Origin of the sequence: Cellulomonas sp. RIT-PI-Y (assembly GCF_025642745.1) — a bacterium.
In the GTDB taxonomy this organism is placed as follows: Bacteria; Actinomycetota; Actinomycetes; order Actinomycetales; family Cellulomonadaceae; genus Cellulomonas.
The window spans coordinates 1-20,564 of the sequence record NZ_JANZKP010000030.1 but is presented as its reverse complement, the minus strand read 5'-3'; the positions used below and the strand labels follow the sequence as shown (position 1 = coordinate 20,564).

General features: G+C 76.1%; 15 protein-coding genes. 7 read left to right on the top strand and 8 right to left on the bottom strand.

All coding sequences use genetic code 11. The features are described from left to right. The first annotated feature begins 74 nt into the window (after positions 1 to 74). The 4 genes from OGL89_RS10735 to OGL89_RS10720 are packed head-to-tail and all read left to right on the top strand — an operon-like array spanning position 75 to position 4,097. Positions 75 to 1,184 carry a glycosyltransferase gene (locus OGL89_RS10735; protein ID WP_263120085.1) on the top strand — a complete coding sequence of 370 codons (1,110 nt, stop codon included), beginning with the start codon at positions 75 to 77 and terminating at the stop codon, positions 1,182 to 1,184. Next, a complete protein-coding gene (locus OGL89_RS10730; RefSeq protein WP_263120083.1) occupies positions 1,181 to 2,287 on the top strand; it encodes a glycosyltransferase in 1,107 nt (368 codons plus the stop codon). The genes OGL89_RS10735 and OGL89_RS10730 overlap by 4 nt, the downstream gene beginning before the upstream one ends. Next, positions 2,284 to 3,282 (top strand): hypothetical protein, encoded by a 999-nt coding sequence (locus tag OGL89_RS10725; RefSeq protein WP_263120082.1) that lies wholly within the window; start codon positions 2,284 to 2,286, stop codon positions 3,280 to 3,282. The genes OGL89_RS10730 and OGL89_RS10725 overlap by 4 nt, the downstream gene beginning before the upstream one ends. Next, entirely contained in the window at positions 3,276 to 4,097 is an 822-nt protein-coding gene (locus tag OGL89_RS10720) for a glycosyltransferase (RefSeq protein ID WP_263120081.1), read from the top strand. Before OGL89_RS10725 ends, OGL89_RS10720 begins: the two co-directional genes overlap by 7 nt. Here OGL89_RS10720 and OGL89_RS10715 read toward each other — a convergent pair. From OGL89_RS10715 to OGL89_RS10680, 8 genes are all read right to left on the bottom strand, one after another. Next, positions 4,082 to 5,299, bottom strand: a complete 1,218-nt coding sequence (locus OGL89_RS10715; protein WP_263120080.1) for a glycosyltransferase family 4 protein — start codon at positions 5,297 to 5,299, stop codon at positions 4,082 to 4,084. The two genes, OGL89_RS10720 and OGL89_RS10715, sit on opposite strands and share 16 nt — an antisense overlap. Next, positions 5,296 to 6,528: an MFS transporter gene (locus OGL89_RS10710; RefSeq protein WP_263120079.1), complete on the bottom strand. Its 1,233-nt coding sequence runs from the start codon at positions 6,526 to 6,528 to the stop codon at positions 5,296 to 5,298. Before OGL89_RS10710 ends, OGL89_RS10715 begins: the two co-directional genes overlap by 4 nt. Then, the gene (locus OGL89_RS10705; protein ID WP_263120078.1) at positions 6,525 to 9,548 is read right to left on the bottom strand and encodes an ATP-binding protein; all 3,024 of its coding nucleotides are present in this window, start codon (positions 9,546 to 9,548) and stop codon (positions 6,525 to 6,527) included. The genes OGL89_RS10710 and OGL89_RS10705 overlap by 4 nt, the downstream gene beginning before the upstream one ends. Then, positions 9,545 to 10,315: a DUF3027 domain-containing protein gene (locus OGL89_RS10700; protein WP_263120076.1), complete on the bottom strand. Its 771-nt coding sequence runs from the start codon at positions 10,313 to 10,315 to the stop codon at positions 9,545 to 9,547. Before OGL89_RS10700 ends, OGL89_RS10705 begins: the two co-directional genes overlap by 4 nt. Beyond that, complete coding sequence (locus tag OGL89_RS10695) at positions 10,315 to 10,698, bottom strand: cold shock domain-containing protein (RefSeq protein WP_263120074.1); 384 nt, start codon at positions 10,696 to 10,698, stop codon at positions 10,315 to 10,317. Before OGL89_RS10695 ends, OGL89_RS10700 begins: the two co-directional genes overlap by 1 nt. A gap of 65 nt (positions 10,699 to 10,763) precedes the next feature. Beyond that, the gene (locus OGL89_RS10690) at positions 10,764 to 12,107 is read right to left on the bottom strand and encodes an EAL domain-containing protein (RefSeq protein ID WP_263120072.1); all 1,344 of its coding nucleotides are present in this window, start codon (positions 12,105 to 12,107) and stop codon (positions 10,764 to 10,766) included. 97 nt (positions 12,108 to 12,204) lie between these two features. Beyond that, positions 12,205 to 13,422, bottom strand: coding sequence for a M20 family metallopeptidase (locus tag OGL89_RS10685; protein ID WP_263120071.1), 1,218 nt, complete (start codon positions 13,420 to 13,422; stop codon positions 12,205 to 12,207). A 1-nt stretch (position 13,423) separates the two neighbouring features. Next, the gene (locus tag OGL89_RS10680) at positions 13,424 to 14,707 is read right to left on the bottom strand and encodes an MFS transporter (RefSeq protein ID WP_263120070.1); all 1,284 of its coding nucleotides are present in this window, start codon (positions 14,705 to 14,707) and stop codon (positions 13,424 to 13,426) included. Between the two features lie 83 nt (positions 14,708 to 14,790). On the opposite strand from OGL89_RS10680, the gene OGL89_RS10675 reads away from it, so the two are divergent. From OGL89_RS10675 to OGL89_RS10665, 3 genes are all read left to right on the top strand, one after another. After that, the gene (locus OGL89_RS10675; protein ID WP_263120069.1) at positions 14,791 to 17,028 is read left to right on the top strand and encodes a helicase-associated domain-containing protein; all 2,238 of its coding nucleotides are present in this window, start codon (positions 14,791 to 14,793) and stop codon (positions 17,026 to 17,028) included. Continuing rightward, positions 17,025 to 18,713, top strand: a complete 1,689-nt coding sequence (locus OGL89_RS10670) for a DNA repair helicase XPB (RefSeq protein ID WP_263120068.1) — start codon at positions 17,025 to 17,027, stop codon at positions 18,711 to 18,713. Before OGL89_RS10675 ends, OGL89_RS10670 begins: the two co-directional genes overlap by 4 nt. Positions 18,714 to 18,822: 109 nt before the next feature. Further along, positions 18,823 to 20,564: TPM domain-containing protein (locus OGL89_RS10665; RefSeq protein WP_263120067.1), on the top strand; the 1,742-nt coding region annotated here is incomplete at its 3' end.

Here is a 20,564-nt window from a genome sequence, read left to right as displayed (position 1 = left end):
TCGCGGACCGCCTCATCACGGCCTCGCTCCAGCCCCGGGCGTCGACTGTGACCGGGCGCGAGCGAAGGACCCGGATGACCCTCCTGTCCCCGGTCACGACCGGCACCGGCCACGTGACCTCCGCGCCGGTCCGGGTGGCCTCCGTCCCGGCCGGCCACCCCTACGTCGCCCGGGTGACCGCCGGACGCGGCGTGCACGTCCTGCCGGACCCGCTGCCCGACGGAGCGGAGCCCGGTCGGTGGTGGCCGCCGGTGGTGCTCGACCCCCGGTGGATCGCCGACCACGCGGCGGAGGCCGATCTGCTGCACCTGCACTTCGGCACCGAGTCCTTCACCCCCGAGCACCTGGCCGCGACCCTGCACGCGGCGCACGACGCCGGGTGGCCGGTGGTCATGACCGTGCACGACCTCGCCCATCCGCAGCTCGCCGACCAGCGCCGCTACGCCGAGCAGCTGGACGTGCTGGTGCCCGGAGCCGACGCGCTGATCACCCTCACCCCGGGCGCCGCCGCGGAGATCGCCGCCCGCTGGGGCCGGGACGCCCTGGTGCTGCCCCATCCGCGGCTGCTCACCGGCAACCCGCCCACGGTGCCGCCCACCGCCGGCTGCCGGGTGATCGGCCTGCACCTGAAGGACCTGCGGCCGAACGTCGACCCGATCGGCGCCACGCGCGCCCTGCTCGCCGCGTTGTCCGATCCGGCACTCGACGGCCTGAACGCCCGCGCCGAGGTCCGGCTGCACCGCTCCGTCCGGGACCCCCGCGCCCGGGACGCCGTCCGGGCGCTGTGCGCCTCCTCCCCGATGGTCACCCTGATCGAGCACGACCGGCTGGACGACGCCGAGCTGGAACACAGCCTCGCCGGACTCGACGCCTGCGTGCTGCCCTACCGCCACGGCACCCACTCCGGCTGGCTGGAACTGTGCTGGGACCTCGGTGTGCCGGTCGCCGCCCCCGCGGTCGGCTACTACGGCCAGCAACACGGGGACGGCGCCGTGTCGACCTTCCCGCCGGGCGAGCTCGCCGTCTCGCTGCGCGACCTCCTCCGCGACGGCACCCGCGCCGGGACCGCCGACCGGGACGCGGTGGTGCGCCGGCGCCACGGCGAGCGATCGGTCCTCGACGCGGCGACCGCCGAGCGCCAGCACGCGCTGTACCGGGCACTGCTCGCCGGATCGGCCCGATGACCGCGTCGCTCCGGGTGTGCGTGATCGCCCCGCTCCGGTTCCCGATCCGTCGGCCGCACGCGGGCGGCCTGGAGTCCATGGTCTGGAACGAGGTCCGCGCGCTGCGCGACCGCGGCCACCAGGTGTCCCTGATCGCGGTCCAGGGATCGGACTTCCTCGACGACGGACCCACGGCGTTCCGGCTGCCCGCACTCCGGTGGCCACCCGGTGCCCGGCCCACCGACTCCACCTATCCGGCGGGGTACCTCACCCGCTCGGTCCCGGCACTGGACCGGGCGCTCGACCTGCTCCCCGGCCGGTTCGACGTGATCTCCGACCACTGCCTGCACGGTCTCCCGCTGCGGCGGTCGGCCGAGCTCGGCGCACCCATGGTGGCCACCCTGCACACCCCGCGGGAGCCTGCGCTCGTGGCCGAGCTGCCCCGGGCCCGCTCGGTCCGGTTCCTCGCGGTCAGCGACTACACCCGCGCCGAGTGGGCCGGCACCGGGGTGGACGCCACCGTGCTGCCGAACGGCATCGCCGACCAGGACTGGCCGCTCGGTCCCGGCGGCGACGGGCTGGTCTGGTCGGGCCGGATCGTGCCGGAGAAGGCGCCCCACCTGGCGATCGCGGTCGCCCGGGCGCTGGGGATGCGACTGACCCTGGCCGGCCGGATCGGCGACCGCGCCTACGCCGAGCGGGAGGTGCTGCCGCACGTCGACGGGCACACGGTCCGCTATGCCGGGCTGCTGGACCAGCCGGAGCTCGCGACGCTGATCGGAGGGAGCGCCTGCAGCCTCAGCACTCCGGCCTGGGCCGAACCCTTCGGCCTGGTCGGGCCCGAGTCGCTGATGTGCGGCACGCCGGTCGCCGCCTTCGGCGCGGGGGGCATCGCGGAGATCGCGCGCCGTTCCACCGGCATGATCGCCGTCCCGCCCGGCGACCTCGACGCCCTCGTGCAGGCCACCGGACGACTCGTGACCCGCACCGGTCCCGCCGACCGGGCACGGATCCGGTCGGCGGCTCGGCGGCGCTGGTCGTTGGCCACCCGCACCGACGCCCTGGAGCGGATCTTCCACGACCTGGTCCGTGCCGACCGGCCGATCCCCGAGCAGGCCGCGTGACCCGGCCGCTGATCGGGTGGTACGTGCACCACCACGGCTCCGGCCACCTCGGCCGGCTGCGCGCGATCGCCCCCCACCTGGACGCCGAGCTGCTCTGCTTCAGCTCGCTGCCGGAACCGGCCGGCCTGCCGGCGCACTGCCGGTGGGTCGCGCTCGATCGGGACGACGACGGCACGGCCACCGACCCGACCGCGGGCGGGCTCCTGCACTGGGCGCCGCTCGGTCACCCCGGACACACCCGACGGCTGGCCACCCTCGCCCGGGCCCTCCAGGAGGAGCGGGCCGACGCGCTGGTGGTCGACGTCTCGGTCGAGGTCACCCTGCTCGCCCGGCTGCTCGGCATCCCGCCCGTGCTGATCGCCCAGCCCGGGGTCCGCGACGACCTCCCGCACACCCTCGGACTGCGCGCCGCGGCCCGCGTCGTCGCGCCGTGGCCGGCCGGGCTGATGCCCGCGCCGCACCTGGAGCCGGTCCGGTCGCGCGTGCACCACGTCGGGGGCATCAGCCGGTTCGAGGGACGCGCCCGGCCGACCGGGGAGCCCTCCGGGGTGCTGCTGCTCGGCGGCCGGGGCGGGACCGACGTGGACCGGCGCCGGATCGACGAGGCCGTCGCCGGCACCCCGGACACCCGGTGGACCGTCCTCGGCCCGTCCGGCCAGTGGCTCGCCGATCCCTGGGACGCGCTGACCGGTGCCCGCACGGTGGTCGCGTGGGCCGGGCAGAATTCGATCGCCGACCTGGCGGTGGCCGACGCGCGGGCCGTCGTCATCCCGCAGCCCCGGCCCTTCGACGAGCAGCTGTGCACCGCCCGCGCCCTGGCGGCCGCCGGGCTGGCGGTCGTCGCTCCCGACTGGCCCGACGCCCCCACCTGGCCGCGGCTGCTGGACGAGGCTGCCGCGCTGGAACCCGACTGGTCCCGGTGGCGGACCCGGGGCGCGGCCGCACGGGCCGCCGAGGTCATCGACGACGTCGCCCGCGGGCGGTCCGCGTGCTGACCCGTGCGGTCGTCACGCTGTGCTCCCGCCCCCGGGTCGACCACCTCCGCCGCCAGCTCGACGCCCTGCACGGCTCCTCGCGGGTGCGCACGGTGATCGCCTGGATCGGCGACGACGAGCCACCCGCCCTCGACGCCGACGACGTCCTGCGCGTGCCGCCCGGCCCGCACGGCCTGCGCCTGGCCGCCGCCCGGAACGCCGCCGCGGACCGGGCCGTCGAGCTCGGCGGTGACCTGCTCGTCTTCCTGGACGCCGACTGCGTGCCCGGCCCCGAGCTGCTCCAGCGGTACCAGGCCGCCGCGGTCCGTCACCCCGACGCGGTCCTGTGCGGACCGGTCACCTACCTGCCGCCGGACGCACCGGTGGGCGATCCTGCCGCCCTCGCCGCTGCCACCCGGCCGCATCCCGCCCGCCCCGCGCCGCCCGCGGGCGCCGTGGTGCTGGCCGACCCCGCGGACTATCCCCTGTTCTGGTCCCTGTCCTTCGCGCTGACCGCCGACCGGTGGACCCGTGGGCCGCGCTTCGACGAGCGCTACCAGGGCTACGGCGGCGAGGACACCGACTACGCCTTCGCCCTGCGCTCGGCCGGCATCCCGCTGGCCTGGGTCGGCGGCGCGCACGCCTACCACCAGTACCACCCGACCAGCAGCCCGCCGTGGCAGCACCTCGACGACATCCTGCGCAACGGCGCCCTGTTCGCCGACCGATGGGGATCGTGGCCGATGGAGGGCTGGCTGCGGGCGTTCGCCGAGGCCGGTGCCGTGCAGCACGCCGGGACCGGCTGGCGACGGTCCGAGACTCAGCCCAGCACCTGATCGGCGGCGATCAGCAGATCCGCCGCCACCGGATCGGCCGTGTAGTGCTCCGCGCCCGCCCACGCCCGTTCACCCAGCCGGGCCGCCAGCTCGCGGTCCGCCAGCACCCGCAGCACGGCCGCGGCCAGCGCCGGAGGGTCCGCGGGCGGGACCAGCAGGCTGTCCACCCCGTCGGTGCAGAAGTCGTCGTACCCGCTCCCGCTGGTCAGCACCACCGCGGCACCGAGCGCCTTCGCCTCCAGCGCCGCGTTCCCGAAGCCCTCCCACCGGGACGGGCAGATCGTCACCGTCGCCTCCCGCACGCCCCGGTGCAAGGACTCCCCCGCCACATGCCCCAACCAGGTCACCCGCTCCCGGGCTTCCGGCGGCAGCAGCGACAGCAGTCCCGGGCGGTCCGGCTCGAACCGCCGGTCACCGCTCGCCCCCGCCAGCACCAGCCGGGCGTCCGGTCGCTGCCGGGCCACCTCCGCGAACGCCGCGAACGCATCGGTGACCCCCTTCCGGCGTTCCAACCGGCCGAGGAACAGCACCACCTGACCGTCCGCCGGCCAGCCGCCCGGCAGCTCCGCCGCCCGCGCCGCGTCCCGCACCCCCGCCACGTCGATGCAGTTCCGCACCACCCGGGTCGGCGGCAGCGCACCCAGCGTCCGCTCGTTCCACCGGCGCATCGCCCGCGAGATCGCGATCAGCCCGGCCGACCGCCGCACCTGCCGGTCCTCCCACCACTGCTGCCAGCGGATCGCCGTGCCCTGCCGCACGCCGAACGACCGCGGCGTGAATCCCGCGATCTCGTTCGCCAGACGCGTGCTGGTCGCGAGATTGGTCAGCAGGGGCGCGTCCGACGGCAGTCGCGATCCCAGGGCGCTCCATTCGGGCAGGAACACCCGGTCGTACCGGCCGTGCCGGTAGGCGTCCCGCACCACCCCGGCCCGCCGCCACAGGCCGGACCGCGGCGGCGTGGCGAGCACGCGCACCCCCTCGCGCTCGTGAGCGGTCACCGGCTCGTCGGCGAGCACCAGCAGGTCCACCTCGGCACCGGCCCGGACCAGCGCGGGGAGGAGCGCCGCGTAGTGCCGGCCGATGCCGCCGGTGTACGGCGTCAGACCGGCGTACTCCGTGGTCGCGACCAGCCAGCGGGTCGGCCGGGCAGCGACCGCGGGGCCGTCAGGTGCGGGGCTGTCGGGGATCACGGTCGCTCTCACCCCGCCAGCCTGCGCCGGGCCGCCTCGGCCCGGGTCCGCGCGTTCGCGTGCTCCGACCACCGCGGCACCCATCGCGCCAGCGCGGCCGCGCCCACCAGGCCCGCGACGCCCATCGTGACGATCCCGGCCGCGAGGCCGGCGAGGGCGCCCACCGCCGACACGACCAGCGGCCCGGCCGCGCTGCCGGTGTCCTGGAACACCCGCCACACGCCGAGGAAGGTGGCGCGGGCCTCGGGCGGTGCCACGTCCGCGCCGAGGGTCATCAGCACCCCGGAGCTGATGCCGTTACCGAAGCCCATCACCATCGCGGCGATCGCGAGGGTGCCGACCGAACCGGTCAGCGGGAGCAGGGCGATCGCCCCGCCGAGGACGAGCATGGACGGGACGGCGACCCACAGCCGGCCGCGCCGGTCCATCAGTCGTCCGCCCGGGTAGAACAGCAGGACATCGACCGCCCCGGACAGGCCGAAGATCAGGCTGGTGGTGGCCGGGGCGAGGCCGAGGTGCTCGGACCACAGGGGCAGGACGACCTGTCGGGTGGCCCGGACGGCGCCGACCAGCACGACCGCGAGACCGAGGGTGGCGAACATCCGGCCGTGCCGGCGCAGCAGGGTCCAGGCACCGGGGCCGGTGCCGGGTGCGGTCCGGGGCACGGCACCCGAGCGGTCGACGTCGGGGGCCAGGGCGACCACGGCGCCGGCGAGCAGGGAGACCGCGGCGGCGAGCCAGAACACCGAGCGCAGTGGCGCCAGGTGCAGCAGTCCGGCGCCGAGGAACGGTCCGAGGAACGCGCCAATCCGGCCGACCCCGCCGAGGGTGGACAGGGCGCGGGCGCGCTGCGCCACCGGGATGACGTCGGTGAGGAAGGACTGCCGGGCCAGGTGGAAGACCGCGGAGACGGCACCGACGACCAGGACGCCCAGGGCCAGCAGCGGCAGGGAGGGAGCGAGCGCGCACCCGGCGAGGGCGACGGCGGCGACCAGGGCGGCGAGCAGCATCGCCCGGCGGTCGCCGATCCGGCTGGCCAGGGCACCGGCGGGGACGTCACCGAGGATCAGGCCGACGCCGAGCAGGGCGACGATGAGGGCGCCCTCGCCGAGTCCGCCGCCGAGCCGGACGGCCAGTAGGGGGACGACCGGGGTGATCGCACCGAGCCCGGTCTCGAACAGGGCGGCGGGGGCGTAGGCGGAGGCGATCAGGATCCGGATCGGCGGCGTGCGGCTGGTCATGCGTCGGCGACCCGCTCCACCGCCAGCTCGGCGGCCCGGGCGGGATCGGTGAGCAGCAGTTCGGCGGTGTGCCGGTCGGACCAGCGCCCGGCGGCCTGCGCCAGGGCGCGGGCGAGTCCGGCCAGGTGGGTGGCGTGCACGGTGGCCGTGGGTCCGTCGCCGTCGACCCACCAGTCGACCGGGGCGCCGTCGACCCGCAGGTCCTCGTGCTCCAGCCAGCTGGACGGAGCGCCGGGCAGCAGGTCGCGCACGGCGTCGGGGGTGGCGGCGAGGCTGCCGTCCTCCGGGTCGTCCACCGTGCCGTCGGCGAGCTCGGTGCACAGCGGGAGGTCCAGCGCACCGGCGAGCGCGACCGGGTCCGCTCCGCCGGCCACCGGGACCATCGCCGCGAGGTCGGTGCGCTGCCACCACATCGGGGACGGGGCGACGGCGGCGTCCTCGGCATGCACCAGCACGACCCGGTCGGTGCCGACCAGCGCGGGCAGCAGATCCACCGGGTGCTCCTCCGCGGTGCCGGCCAGGGCGGACCACACGGCCGCGGCCCACCGGACCGGCAGCGCCTCGCCGACCCGCGCGACGCCGCGCAGCACCTGCTCCCAGTCCGCGGCGGGGATCTGGTCCGCGTGGTCGACGGCGCCCAGGGCGCGCAGCACGGTGGGGTCCAGGCCGGCGAGCAGGTCGGGGGCGGGCGGCAGCAGGCCGCGGACGTCCGGATCGGCGTCCGGGCCGGCGAAGGGCCGGTCGAGGCCGAGGTCGGAACGCCGGCGCAGCCACCACAGGGTGTAGCCGGGCGCGGACGCTCCGGCGGACCGCACCGGGTCCAGGAGGGCGTCCCGGGTGGGGCCGGGGCCGGCGATGGCGTGCAGGGCGCGCGCCCAGTGGTCCGGGTGCACGGCGTCGAGGTCGGCGACCGCGAGCAGCGGGTCCAGGCCGATCCCGTCGCCGAGCAGCTCGGCCAGGGCGTCCCGGTACTCGGCCCAGCCGTCCACCTGCTCGGCGAGCAGTTCGTCGGCCTCGTCCTCGGGGCCGTCGCCGGTGATCCGGTCCTCGGCGCGCAGGACGACGAGTCCGCTCCGCACACCGGCGGCGGTGAGCGCGCCGGGCCCCCACCGGTCGACCTCGTCCGCGCCGACCTCGCCCAGCACCCGGGGATCGAGCAGGTCCGCGGCGAGGGAGCCGGGCAGCACCAGACCGTGGGCCGGCGCGCCGAGGCCGTCGGCGTCGCGCACGGTGAGCAGCCCGAAGACCGCCCGTTCGACCGGTACCGGGCGACCGTCCCGGCCGTCGGCGCCCGCGGCCCGCAGCAGTCCGAGCACGGCCGCGGCGACCTGCTCGGCGGTGTCCTCGTCGTCCTCGGCGCTGTCCCACGCGGCCTGCCGGACCGCCGGGTGGTCGAGCAGGGTCTCCGGTCCGGCCGGGACCGCACCGAGTCGCTCCAGCACCGGGTGCGCGACGCGCGGGTCGATCAGCCGCAGGCCGAGCCGGGTCAACGGCTCGACGTCGACCTCGGGACCGGGCAGCAGCAGCCCCCGGACACCGCGCACCACCCGGCCGTCGGCGAGCGGCACCGGGAGGGTGGCCAGCGCCTCACGGGTGCGTGGGTCGGCGACCGACCCGTCCAGGGCGGAGTAGAGCCGGTGCCAGCGGCCGGGGTCCTCCGTGGCGACGGGGAGGTCCTCGATCAGGTCGGCGGCCTCGCGCAGGTCGACGCCGAGCAGCCGGGCGGCGGCGATCCGCGACGGCGGGACCGCGACCAGCGACGGGAACCACGAGGCCAGGGCCCCGGCCAGCTCCGCGGCGTTCTCACCGATCAGACCGAGTGCACGGGCCGGGGGCAGGGGGTCGCCGTCGGCGGGGCGGAGCAGAGCCGTCTGCGCCAGGCGGTCGATCAGCGGCGTGCGCAGGTCGCGGTCCAGGTCGCCGCCGGGCAGGCCGGTGGGGACCAGGGCCAGCGGGTCGCCGGACTCCTCGGCCAGGCGGGCGTACAGCTCGGCGGCCAGCCCGAGCAGGGCCTCCGTGGCGGCCCCCCGGGCGACATGTCGCCTGGTGGGGTCGAGCGGGAGGGTGGCGATCAGGAGCGCGGGCAGGTCCAGCGGGTCGTCGGTGGGGGTGGGGGCGTGCACGACCCGGGACCAGGCCGGTCCGGGGACGGTCGACCCGAACAACGAGGCGGCCGGGTCGTCGTCGCCCGGGGTGCGCGGCACCGCCCAGGTGATCCGCCATCCCCGACGATCACGCTCCTCGACCGGCCGATCGGCGAGCAGACCGGGTGCCAGCTCCCCGGTGGCGGTCACCCGGCGCCAGCGCTGGTCCAGGTCGGCGATCCGCCGCAGCCGACCGGTGTCGGCGTCCTCCAGGACGATCTCCGTCAGGGCGGGCAGGGCCAGCAGCAGCGGGTCGTCCACGGCGCCGAGCTGGGCACGCACCGCGTCGACCGCGGCGTCGTCGCGCAGCTCCAGGGTGACGGTGGTGTCGTAGCCGGGTTCGGGGCGCCCGTCGGCCTCGAAGGGCAGGCGCAGCGCGGGGAGCGACCCCTCCCGGCGGGCGACCTCGGCGGCGACCGAGGGGCCGAGCCCGGCCAGCGCGTCACGGGTGCGGTCGGCGGAGAACTCCACCGCACCGGCGCCCGAGGCGACCAGCACCCGGTCGGCGACCGAGCGCACCGCCGCGAAGCCGACGCCGAACCGGCCGACCAGCGCCGCACCGCTCCGGTCGTCCCGGGAGGTGGAGGCGCGCATGGCGGCCATCGACGCCACGCCGGCGGCGTCCAGCGGCGCACCGGTGTTCGCCACCAGCAGCCGGGAACCGGTCAGCCGGAACAGCACCCGGCCGGGCGAGCCGGACCGCGCGGCGGCGTCGGCGGCGTTCTGCGCGAGCTCGACCACCACCCGGTCGCGGTAGTACCCGCGGGCGTGGTCCTCCTCGGTGTTCGCGTCCTCCCGCAACCGGGCCGGATCGCTCCGCCACGTCCCCAGCACGCGCTCCCGGACGGAGCGGGTGCCGAAGACGTCGGCGTTCACTCGCCCGCGTCGGGGTTCTGGGTCACCTCGACCAGCAGTTCGTCGATCACCGGTGCCGGGTCGGGCCAGTCGGAGGGCCGGTCGGGCACGTCGGTCTGGGAGTGAGCGCCACAGCCGTGGTCCAGCGCCACCACCTTGCCGTCGTCCGGCGACCACTCGTTGGCGCACACCCCGAAGACGGCGCCGAGCGGCCCCTGCAACGGGATGAGGAAACCGCAGGTCAAACACCCCTCGGCGGAGGCGATCGAGCCGGGGGTGGTCGGGCCCTGACGACCGCGGTACCAGCGGTCGGCGGCCTGGTTCAGACCGGCCGGGGACAGCACCCGCTGCCGGGCCAGGGCGAGCTCGTCAATCGCGACCTCGTCCTGCTCCGGGTCGCCGGTGGGGGTCCAGCCGGGCTCCAGGCGCGGGTCGTCGGCCTTGAACGGCAGCACGTCGCCCGGCCCGATGTCACCGGGCTGCAGCCGCTCGTCCCACGGCAGCCAGGCCGGGGCGAGCACCGCGTCGTCGCCGGGCAGCAGCACGGCCTCGCACACGGTGGCGACGCGGCCGCGCGGCACCCGGGACAGCGTGACGGTCCACACCCAGCCGCGGTAGCCCTTGGCGGTGCAGGCGAAGCGGTGCGAGACCAGGCGGTCCTCGTCGACGGTGGCGCCGAGGTGCTCGCCGACATGGTCGGGCTGCTCCGCGATCTCCACCGCGGCGGCGCGGGCCAGCTCCACCGCGCCGATCAGCACGGGTTCCTTGCTCCGGACGGCGGCAGCCATCACGCCTCCAGGTCGTCGGCGACGGCGCGCAGCAGCGTGGCGACCTGGCTGGTGCGGCTCTTCTCCGGGTACCGGCCGCGGCGGAGCTCGTTGCCCACCCGGTCCAGCACCTTGATCAGGTCCTCGACGATGACGGCCATGTCGTCGGCGGGCTTGCGGGCGGCCCGGGCGACCGACGGCACCGGGTCCAGGATCTTGACCGACAGCGCCTGCGGTCCACGACGACCGTCGGCGACGCCGAACTCCACCCGGGTGCCGGGCTTCGGCGACCCGATGCCCGCGGGCAGCGCGGAGGCGTGCAGGAAGACCTCACTCCCGTCCTCGGCGGCGATGAAGCCGAACCCGCGGTCGGTGTCGAACCACTTGACCTTGCCGGTGGGCACTGAGTTCCCCTGGGTGTTCGTCGGGGCCGCACCGGGGACCCCGGGACGGCACGTACCTACCCAGGCTACCGGTCGGTGGCCGCCGGAGGGACCTCGGCGGCCAGCTCCGCCCGCTCCGGGACGCCCTGGGTCGGCACGATCAGCCCGGGCGGGGTGACCGGCCGCCGGGTGCCGACCGGTTGATAGACGGTCGCCAGCAGGGCACGGGCCTCGCGCAGGGCGGTCAGGTAGACCATCGACACCTGCAGTCCGGTGAACGGCGGCGGGATGAGCGGCGAGCGCGCCGAGCCCATCGCGTCCAGGTAGTCGTCCAGCACGTCGCAGGCCTGCAGCACCGCGACGCTGGGCGCGCGACGGCGCAACTGGGGGTCGAGCTCGGCGACCGGCACCGACAGCAGGTCGCTCATCATCCGGACCAGGGCCTCGGTGGAGGCCTCCAGCGCGTCGTGCGGGGCCAGGATCTCCGCGGCACGGGTGCGGGCCAGGGCGGCGAGCGGGATCTCGTCGTCGTGGTGCCCGGCGGTGGCCAGCACCTCCAGCACCAGCATCGCGCGCAGGCGTTCGCGGCCGAGCAGCACCAGTGCCTGGTGCAGGTGACGCACGGTGCGCCCGGCGCCGGAGACCGAGTTGACGATCCGGAACACCTTGAGCGCGATCGCGGGGTCCGCGGCGGTCAGCCGGGCCAGCCGGCGGTAGGACACCTGTGGGTCGCCGAGCTGGACCAGGAGCCGGCCGGCGACCACGGCGTGGTGCGCCAGCGCCGGACGGGTGAACACGGTGGGCCGGCGGAAGTAGTAGCCCTGGAACAGCGGGAATCCGGCGTCCTGGGCCGCGCGCAGGTCGTCCTCGGTCTCCACCCGCTCGGCGACCAGGGCGGCCAGCGGGGCGGCCTCGTGCAGCTGCGCGGCGAAGGCGGCCAGGTCCTCGCCCAGCACCGACATGTCGACCTTGACGTAGTCGGCCAGCGGCAGCAGCACCCAGCGCGGGTCGTCCGGGACCATGTCGTCCAGCGCGATCCCGAAGCCGCGGTCCCTGAGCGCGGCGATGCCGGCCTGCACCTGCTCGTCCGGCGGGACGTGCTCCAGCACCTCCAGCACCACCCGGTGCGGGTCGAGGGCGACCGGCAGCTCGTCGACCAGGAACGAGCGCGGCACGTTGACGAACAGGTCGCCGTGACCGGCCAGGTCGTCGACCCCGAAGGCGGTCAGGGTCGCGGCGATCACCGATGCGGTGGCCCGGTTGTCGTCGGGGGTCTCCACACCGCCGAGGCCGGAGGTCTCCGCGGTGGCCGAGGGGCGGAACAGGAGCTCGTGGCCGATGGTGCGGCCCAGCACGTCGTGGATGCCCTGGCGCGCAACGCACACCTGGTGCGCCGGACCAGCGGCAAGACGGCGGTGCGGCATCGGCATGCGATTCCTCCGGGGCGGGAGCGGTACGTCCCGTTGATCGGCAACCGACCGGGGTGAGCTGAGCCTATTGCCCGCGCGACCGGGCACTTCACCCGATTCACCCCTGCGCGAGCCGGTCCCAGGCCAGGGCCGCGAGCACCGCCGGACCCACCGCGAGCGCCTCGTCGGCGAACCGGGCCTGCGGCGAGTGGTTGTAGGCGGCGGTCACCGGGTCCGCACCGGGCGGGGTGGCCCCGAGTCCGAGGTACACCCCCGGCACCTGCTCCAGCACGTAGGAGAAGTCCTCGGCCCCGGCGATCGGCTGCGGCGCGTCCAGCCAGGCGCGCTCGCCGAACAGTCCGGTGGTCAGCTCCCGCGCGCGGTCGTTCTCCTCCGGGCGGTTCACGGTGACCGGGTACCCGGGCTGGTAGTCGACGGTCACGGTGAGCCCGTGCGCGGCCGCGACGCCCTCGCACACCCGGCGCAGCCGGTCCGGCACCCGGTGGTGCACCGCCTCGGAGAAGGTGCGCACGGTCGCGTCGATCACCGCGCTCGAGCTGATCACGTTGTCCGCGGTCCCGGCGGCGATCCGGCCGACGGTGACCACCACCGGGTCGAAGGCGTCGAACTGGCGGGTGACCATCGCCTGCAGCGCGAGCACGATCTCGGCGGCCACCGGCACCGGGTCCAGCGCCAGGTGGGGCATCGACCCGTGTCCGCCCCGGCCGTGCACGGTCACCCGCACCGAGTCGGCGGCGGCCAGAATCGTGCCCGGCCGCCCCGCGACCAGGCCGGTGGGCAGCACGGAGGACATCACGTGCAGGCCGTAGGCGCCGACCACCCGCTCGCCCGCGGCGTCCAGCACCCCGTCGGCGATCATCGGCTCCGCGCCGCCCGGACCCTCCTCGCCGGGCTGGAACATGAACACCACCGACCCCGCCAGTCGCTCCCGGCGGGCGGCCAGCAGCCGGGCCGCGCCGACCATGCCCGCGGTGTGCAGGTCGTGGCCGCAGGCGTGCATCACCCCGGGGTGCTCGCTGGCGAAGGGCTCCGCGGTGTCCTCGGTGACCGGCAGCGCGTCCATGTCCCCGCGCAGCAGCACCGCCGGACCGGGCCGGGCGCCGCGGAGCACGGCGACCACCGAGCTCATCCCGTCCCCGGGGGCGACCTCCAGACCGAGCGGCGCGAGGGCGTCCAGCACCAGGCGCTGGGTCAGCGGCAGGTCGAGGCCGAGCTCCGGCACCCGGTGCAGGGCGTGCCGGAGTGCGACGACCTCCGGCAGCTGGTCCTGCGCGTCGGCGCGCAGGGTGGACAGGTCCTCGGCGGCGAGGTGCATGTCAGATCTCCGATGCGGGGGTGGCGGCACGAGTCCCGGCCACGGTATCGACCGGGTAGAGCAGCGTCTCGCGGACCAGCCAGGACCCCACCGCGGACACGGTCAGGCCCAGGGCGGCGTACACCGGCACCAGACGCAGCCCGTCCTGGGAGATCAGCCACTCGGCGACGAACAGGAAGGTCCCGCCGAACAGCGCGATCGCCGCCCCGGCGGGGACGCCCAGACCGACCGCGCGCACCGGCACCGGGAACAGCCGGGCCCCGGCGACCGGTGTGACACCGAGCTGCAGGCCCACGCAGACCGTGAACAGCGGCGCCGCGACCAGGTACGGCACGACGCCGGCCGCCAGCCCGAGCATCAGCGGGACGACCAGCACGGCCGCCGCGGTGAACCCCAGCCGGATCAGGCGCAGCGGGCCGAACCGGTCGGAGAGGAAACCGGACGCGATCATCGCGACCAGCAGGCAGATCAGTGCGACGGTGTGCTGGCTCGTGGCCTGTTCCTCGGTGTAGAAGCCGGTGTGCCCGGCGAACTCCGGCAGGTACACGCTGCCGAAGTACACCCCCATCGTCGATCCGATGGTCAGCATGAAGGCCAGCACCATCCGGCCCGCGTGCCGGCGCAGCAGCGGTCCGGCCGGTTCGGCGCCGGCGGCCCTGGCCTGCTCGAAGATCTCCGACTCGGGCACCCCGCGCCGGATCCACAGTGCGAGCAGTCCGCACAGTCCGGCGATCAGGAACGCGATCCGCCAGGCACCGTCGCGCACCCCGTCCCCGCCGAACACCCCGAGCAGCACGGCGAGCACGATCGTCCCGCCGAGGGTGCCGAGCGCGTCGCCGGAGTAGGCGAACGCCCCGTAACGGTGCCGGCGGTCCGCGGGTGCCACCTCGACCACGTACGTGGCGGCGGTGGCGACCTCGCCGCCCATCGCGATCCCCTGCAGCACCCGGGCGGCCACCACGATCACCGCCGCCCACGGTCCGGCCACCGCCGCGGTCGGCGCGGCCGCGATGATCAGCGCGCCGATCGCGATCAGGGTGACCGAGACCAGCAGCCCAGTCCGGCGGCCCCGGGTGTCGGTGATCCGGCCCATCACGAACGAGCCGACCGGCCGGGCCACGAAGCCCGCGGCGAACACCGCGTACGCCCCGAGCACCTGCGCCACCGGGTCCTGCCCGGGGAAGATCTGCCCGGCGAAGTACGGCGCCAGCAGGCCGTACATCGTCCAGTCCAGCGATTCGACGAAGATCCCCGCCGTGCTGGCCACCACCACGCGTCGACGCATGGCGCAGATGGTGCACCCGGCCGAGGCCCGGACGGGATCGGCGCGCCGGACAGCGAGCCCCGCCGGCACGTATCGTGGTGCGGATGTCCACCTACAGCGAGCACCTGCGCGCGCGGTCGGACGAGCAGCTGGTGGACCTGCTGCTGCGCCGGCCCGATCTGGCGCACCCGTCCCCGGCGACCCTCTCCTCGCTGGCGGCCCGCGCCACCAGCCGCCCGAGTCTGGACCGCGCGCTGGCGCAGGTCGACGCCGGGGTGCTCCAGGTGGTCGAGGCCGTGGTGGTGCTGGACGACGACGCGGGCGTCCGGGCCCGGACGGTGGTGGCCGCGGTCGGCGGCGGCCGGGGCGACGGCCCGCTGGTCCGCGAACGCCTGCGGATCGCGACCGAGCTGGCCCTGCTCTACCCGGTCGCCGGGGGCGCCGGCGACCCTGCGCTGCGGGCGGCGCCGGGACTGGCGGAGGCACTGGGCCCGACCGTGGCCGGGCTGTCGGCGGTGCGGTCCACGGTCGAGGTCGGCCGGGTCTCGCCCGCCGCGCGTGCCGTGCTGGACGCCCTGACCTGGGGCCCGCCGGTGGGCCGGCGACCGGTGGACGGGCCGGGTGCCGACGCGGCCGCCGAGCTGATCGCCGCCGGACTCGTGGTCGAGGCGGACGGCGGCCGGGTCGTGCTGCCCCGGGACGTGGCGCTGCGACTCCGGAACGGTCGCACCCACCGGGGGCTCAGTCGGCCGCCGGTGGCCACCGATCTGCCCCGGCGCCGGCCCGAGGTGGTCGCCGCGGAGTCCGCCGCCGCCGCCGAACGCGCGGTGCGGCTGGTCGCGACCCTGGTCGACCTGTGGGCGGCGGCTCCCCCTGCGGTGCTCCGCGCGGGCGGGGTCGGGGTCCGGGACCTGCGACGGACCGCCCAGCAGCTGGCGGTCTCCGAGGCGGAGGCGGCCCTGCTGATCGAGCTGGCGGCCGTCGGCGGCCTGGTCCGGGACGACGGCGAGGAACGACCGCACTACCTCCCGACCGCCGTCGCGGACGAGTGGGCCGCCGGGGAGCTGCCCGAACGCTGGGCGGCGCTGGCCACCTGGTGGAGGCACACCACCCGCTGGCCCGCGCTGGTCGGCGGCCGGGACGACCGGGGCCAGGTCCGTCCGGCGTTGGGACCGGAGCTCGCCCGGCCGTGGGCGCCCCGGCTCCGGCAGCAGGTGCTGGCGACCGCGGCGACCCTCGACCCGGGGTCCGCCCCGGACGCGGCGGCGGTGCGCGACCTGCTCGGCTGGCAGGCGCCACGGGCGGTGCCGCCGCTGGACGCCGTGCAGGCGGTGCTGGACGAGGCGGGTGTGCTGGGGCTGCTCGGCGCGGGCGCGCTGGCCGGGACCGGCCGGGCCGTGGCCCGGGACGCCGACCTGCCCGCCGCGCTGGCCGCGGACCTGCCGCCCGCCGTCGACGACCTGCTGCTGCAGGGCGACCTGACCGGCATCGTGCCCGGTCGGCCCTCCGCGGAGCTGGACCGGCTGATCGCCGCGAGCGCGGTGGTGGAGTCCCGGGGCGGTGCGGTGACCATCCGGTTCACGCCGGAGTCGGTCCGGGTCGCACTGGACGCCGGGACCACCGCCGACGACCTGCTCGCCGAGCTGGCCCGGCACACCCGGGGCGGGGTGCCGCAGCCGTTGGAGTACCTGGTGCGGGACGCCGCCCGGCGGCACGGCCTGCTGCGCGGCGGGTCGGCCACCTCGTACGTCCGGACCGAGGATCCCGCCCTGCTGGCCGGAGTGGCCGAGGACCCGAGGCTCGCCGGGCTCGGCCTGGTCCGGCTCGCGCCCACCGTGCTCGCCGCGCAGGTGCCGCTGATCGATCTGCTGGCGGCGCTGCGGGCGCGCGGACTGGCGCCGGTCGCCGAGACCCCGGACGGCCGGGTGCTGCACACCGCGCCGACCGTGCAGCGGATCCCCGCCGCCCGGCAGCGACCGCAGGACCGGGTGGACGCCCTCGACCCGCGGGACCGCGCGGCCACCCTGGTGCAGGTGCTGCGCCGCGGCGAGGCGGCCGTGACCACCGACGCGCGCACCGGTCCGCGGGACCGGGGAACAGACGACCCGGGCACCGCGTTGGCCACCCTGCGCGAGGCGGCCGCCGACCACGCCGAGGTCTGGCTGGAGCTGGTCGGTCCGCGTGGCGCCCTGGAACGCCGCCGGGTGCGCCCGCTCCGCGTCGACGGCGGCCGGGTCCGGGTGATGGACACCGCCCGGGATGCCGAGATCGTCGTCGCCGCCCACCGTGTCGCGGGCGTGACCCGCCTGACCGCCGCAGAACCCGAAGGAGTCGCCCCGTGACCGACGGACCCCTGATCGTCCAGAGCGACAAGACCCTGCTGCTGGAGGTCGACCACGACCGTGCCGAGGCCTGCCGCCGGGCGATCGCGCCCTTCGCCGAGCTGGAGCGCGCGCCGGAGCACGTGCACACCTACCGGCTGACCCCGCTCGGCCTGTGGAACGCCCGGGCCGCGGGGCACGACGCCGAGCAGGTGGTGGACGTCCTGCTGGAGTTCTCCCGCTACCCGGTGCCGCACGCGCTGCTGGTGGACGTCGCGGAGACGATGTCCCGGTACGGCCGGCTGCAGCTGGTGCAGGACCCGGTGCACGGCCTGGTGCTGCACGCCCTGGACGCCGCGGTACTGGCTGAGGTGCTGCGTTCCAAGCGCACCGCCGGGCTGGTCGGAGCGCGGATCGACGACACCGATGTGGTGGTGCACCCCTCCGAGCGCGGCACGCTGAAGCAGGCGCTGCTCAAGCTGGGCTGGCCCGCCGAGGACCTGGCCGGGTACGTGGACGGCGAGGCGCACGCGATCGACCTGGACGAGTCCGGTGTGAGCAACCCCGGCCCGGACGGCCGACCGCGACCGTGGCAGCTGCGTCCGTACCAGGCCGAGGCCGCCGACGGGTTCTGGCACGGCGGCTCCGGTGTCGTCGTGCTGCCCTGCGGGGCGGGCAAGACCCTGGTCGGCGCGGCCGCGATGGCCAGGTCGCAGACCACCACCCTGATCCTGGTGACGAACACGGTGTCCGCACGGCAGTGGCGGGACGAGCTGATCCGGCGCACCTCGCTGACCGAGGACGAGATCGGCGAGTACTCCGGCGCCCGCAAGGAGATCCGCCCGGTCACGATCGCCACCTACCAGGTGCTGACCCTGCGCCGGAAGGGCGCCTACCCGCACCTGGAGCTGCTGGACGCCCGCGACTGGGGCCTGATCCTCTACGACGAGGTGCACCTGCTGCCCGCCCCGATCTTCCGGATGACCGCCGACCTGCAGGCCCGGCGTCGTCTGGGCCTGACCGCCACCCTGGTGCGCGAGGACGGCCGCGAGGACGAGGTGTTCAGCCTGATCGGCCCCAAGCGCTACGACGCCCCGTGGAAGGACATCGAGGCGCAGGGCTACATCGCGCCCGCCGACTGCGTCGAGGTCCGGCTGACGCTGCCGGACCGGGACCGGATGACGTACGCCACCGCCGAACCGGAGGACAAGTACCGGCTGGCCGCGAGCGCCCCGGGCAAGATCCGGGTGGTCGAGCACCTGGTCCGCAGGCACGCGGGCGAGCCGACCCTGGTGATCGGCCAGTACATCGACCAGCTCGAGGAGCTCGCCGAGGACATCGGCGCCCCGGTGATCACCGGGGCCACCACCGTCACCGAGCGGCAGCGGCTGTTCGACGCGTTCCGCTCCGGCGAGGTCAGCACCCTGGTCGTGTCCAAGGTGGCCAACTTCTCGATCGACCTGCCCGAGGCGTCGGTGGCGATCCAGGTCTCCGGCTCGTTCGGGTCCCGGCAGGAGGAGGCCCAGCGTCTGGGCCGGCTGCTCCGCCCGAAGGGCGACGGCCGCACCGCGCACTTCTACGCCGTGGTCGCCCGAGACACCGTCGACCAGGACTTCGCCGCGCACCGCCAGCGGTTCCTGGCCGAGCAGGGGTACGCCTACCGGATCGTCGACGCCGAGGACCTGGACCAGACGCCGGCGGCGTGAGCTGAGCGGACGGAGGACCGGGCCACTAGATTTCCTCGGGAACCCACTCGGGGCACCCGCGCGTTGAGCAGGTGCTCCTCCCCTGGAAGGGAACCTCGGTTTGCCGGTCTTGTCGCACGTCCTGAGTCTCACCGTCGCGGGTTCCGCGCTGCTCGGATCCGGCGCTCTGCCGGCCGATCTGCCCGCCACGGACCCGATCAGCCTCACCGGCGAGATCACCGACAGCTCCGGGGTGCTCAGCTCCGCGGAGTCCGGGCAGGTGCAGGATGCCCTGGACCAGCTGGCGCAGGACACCGACTACCAGCTGTACGTGGTCTACGTCGACGACTTCGGTGACCTGTCCCGGGACGACTGGGTGCAGCAGACCGCGGACCAGACCGGGCTCGGCTCGCAGGACCTGGTGCTGGCGGTCGCCACCGAGTCCCGGGTCTACACCCTGGCCCCGGAGAGCGTGGACGGCCTGTCCTCCTCCGCCCTGGACTCGGTGGCCGCCGACGTCGAGGACCAGCTCCGCGACGACGACTGGTCCGGCGCCGCGATCACCGCGGCGGACGGCATCCGGTCGGCCGCGACCGGCGGTTCCTCCGGCTCGATCCTGGGCTGGCTGTTCGTCGGAGGGCTGCTCCTGATCGGGGTGATCACGCTGATCGCCTGGGTCTCCTCACGTCGCAAGGCCGGTGGCCGGGTCGCGGTGGGCGGTCGCCAGCAGCAGCAGGTCCCGACCGCGGAGCTCGACCGCCGCTCGGCCTCCGCCCTGGTCGGCATCGACGACGCGATCCGGACCGCGGAGCAGGAGCTCGGCTTCGCGCAGGCCCAGTTCGGCCCGGAGTCCACCGGGGAGTTCGAGCGGGTGCTGGCCCAGTCCAAGCAGCAGGTCACCGAGGCGTTCCGGCTCCGCCAGACCCTGGACGACGACGTCCCGGACACCGAGCCGCAGATCCGTGAGACCTCGACCCGGATCCTGCAGATCGTCGAGCAGGTCGGCGCCGCACTGGACGCGCAGGAGCAGGCGTTCAGCAAGCTGCGCGAGGTCGAGGAGCGCGCGGGGGCCGCGCTCGAGGAGCTCACCCGCTCCGCCGCCGACCAGCGCGCCCGGATCGCCACCGCCCGCACCACGCTGGACACCCTGGCCGCCCGGTACCCCGCCGACGCACTCACCTCCGTCCGGCAGAACCCGGACCAGGCCACCGCCCTGCTGGACGAGGTCGACACCGCCCTCGCCCAGGGCACCCAGGCCGTCACCGCGGGCGACCGCCGCACCGCGGCCCGCTACGCCCGCGCCGCCCAGGACGCGCTCGGCCAGGTGCGGGTGCTGCTGGACGCGGTGGACCACGCCGGCGCCGAGCTGGCCACCATCGGCGCCCGGCTGGACGCGGCGATCGCCTCGATCTCCTCGGACCTGGACGACGCCGCCCGGATGGCCCCCCAGGACGCCACCGTGCAGGCACGGGCCGCCGACGCCCGCGCCGCGATCGAGGCGGCGCGCACCGCCCGCACCGGCACCGGCGACCCGCTGGGCGCGCTGCGGGACATCACCGCCGCGGAGGCGGCCATCGACAACGCGCTGGCCCCGATGCGTGAGGCCGCCGACCGCGCCCGCCGCGCCCGGGCCCTGCTGGACCAGGTGCTCGGCCGGGTGTCCGCGGGACTCCGCGGCACCGGCGACTACATCGAGACCCGGCGCGGAGCCGTCGGACCGCAGGCCCGCACCCGGCTGGCCGAGGCGGACCGGCTCTTCCGCTCCGCCGTCGACCAGCGCGACTCCGACCCCGAGCGGGCGCTGGCCGCCGCGCAGCAGGCCGAGCAGCGGGTCGCCGAGGCCCAGCGGCTGGCCCAGCAGGACGTCCAGCA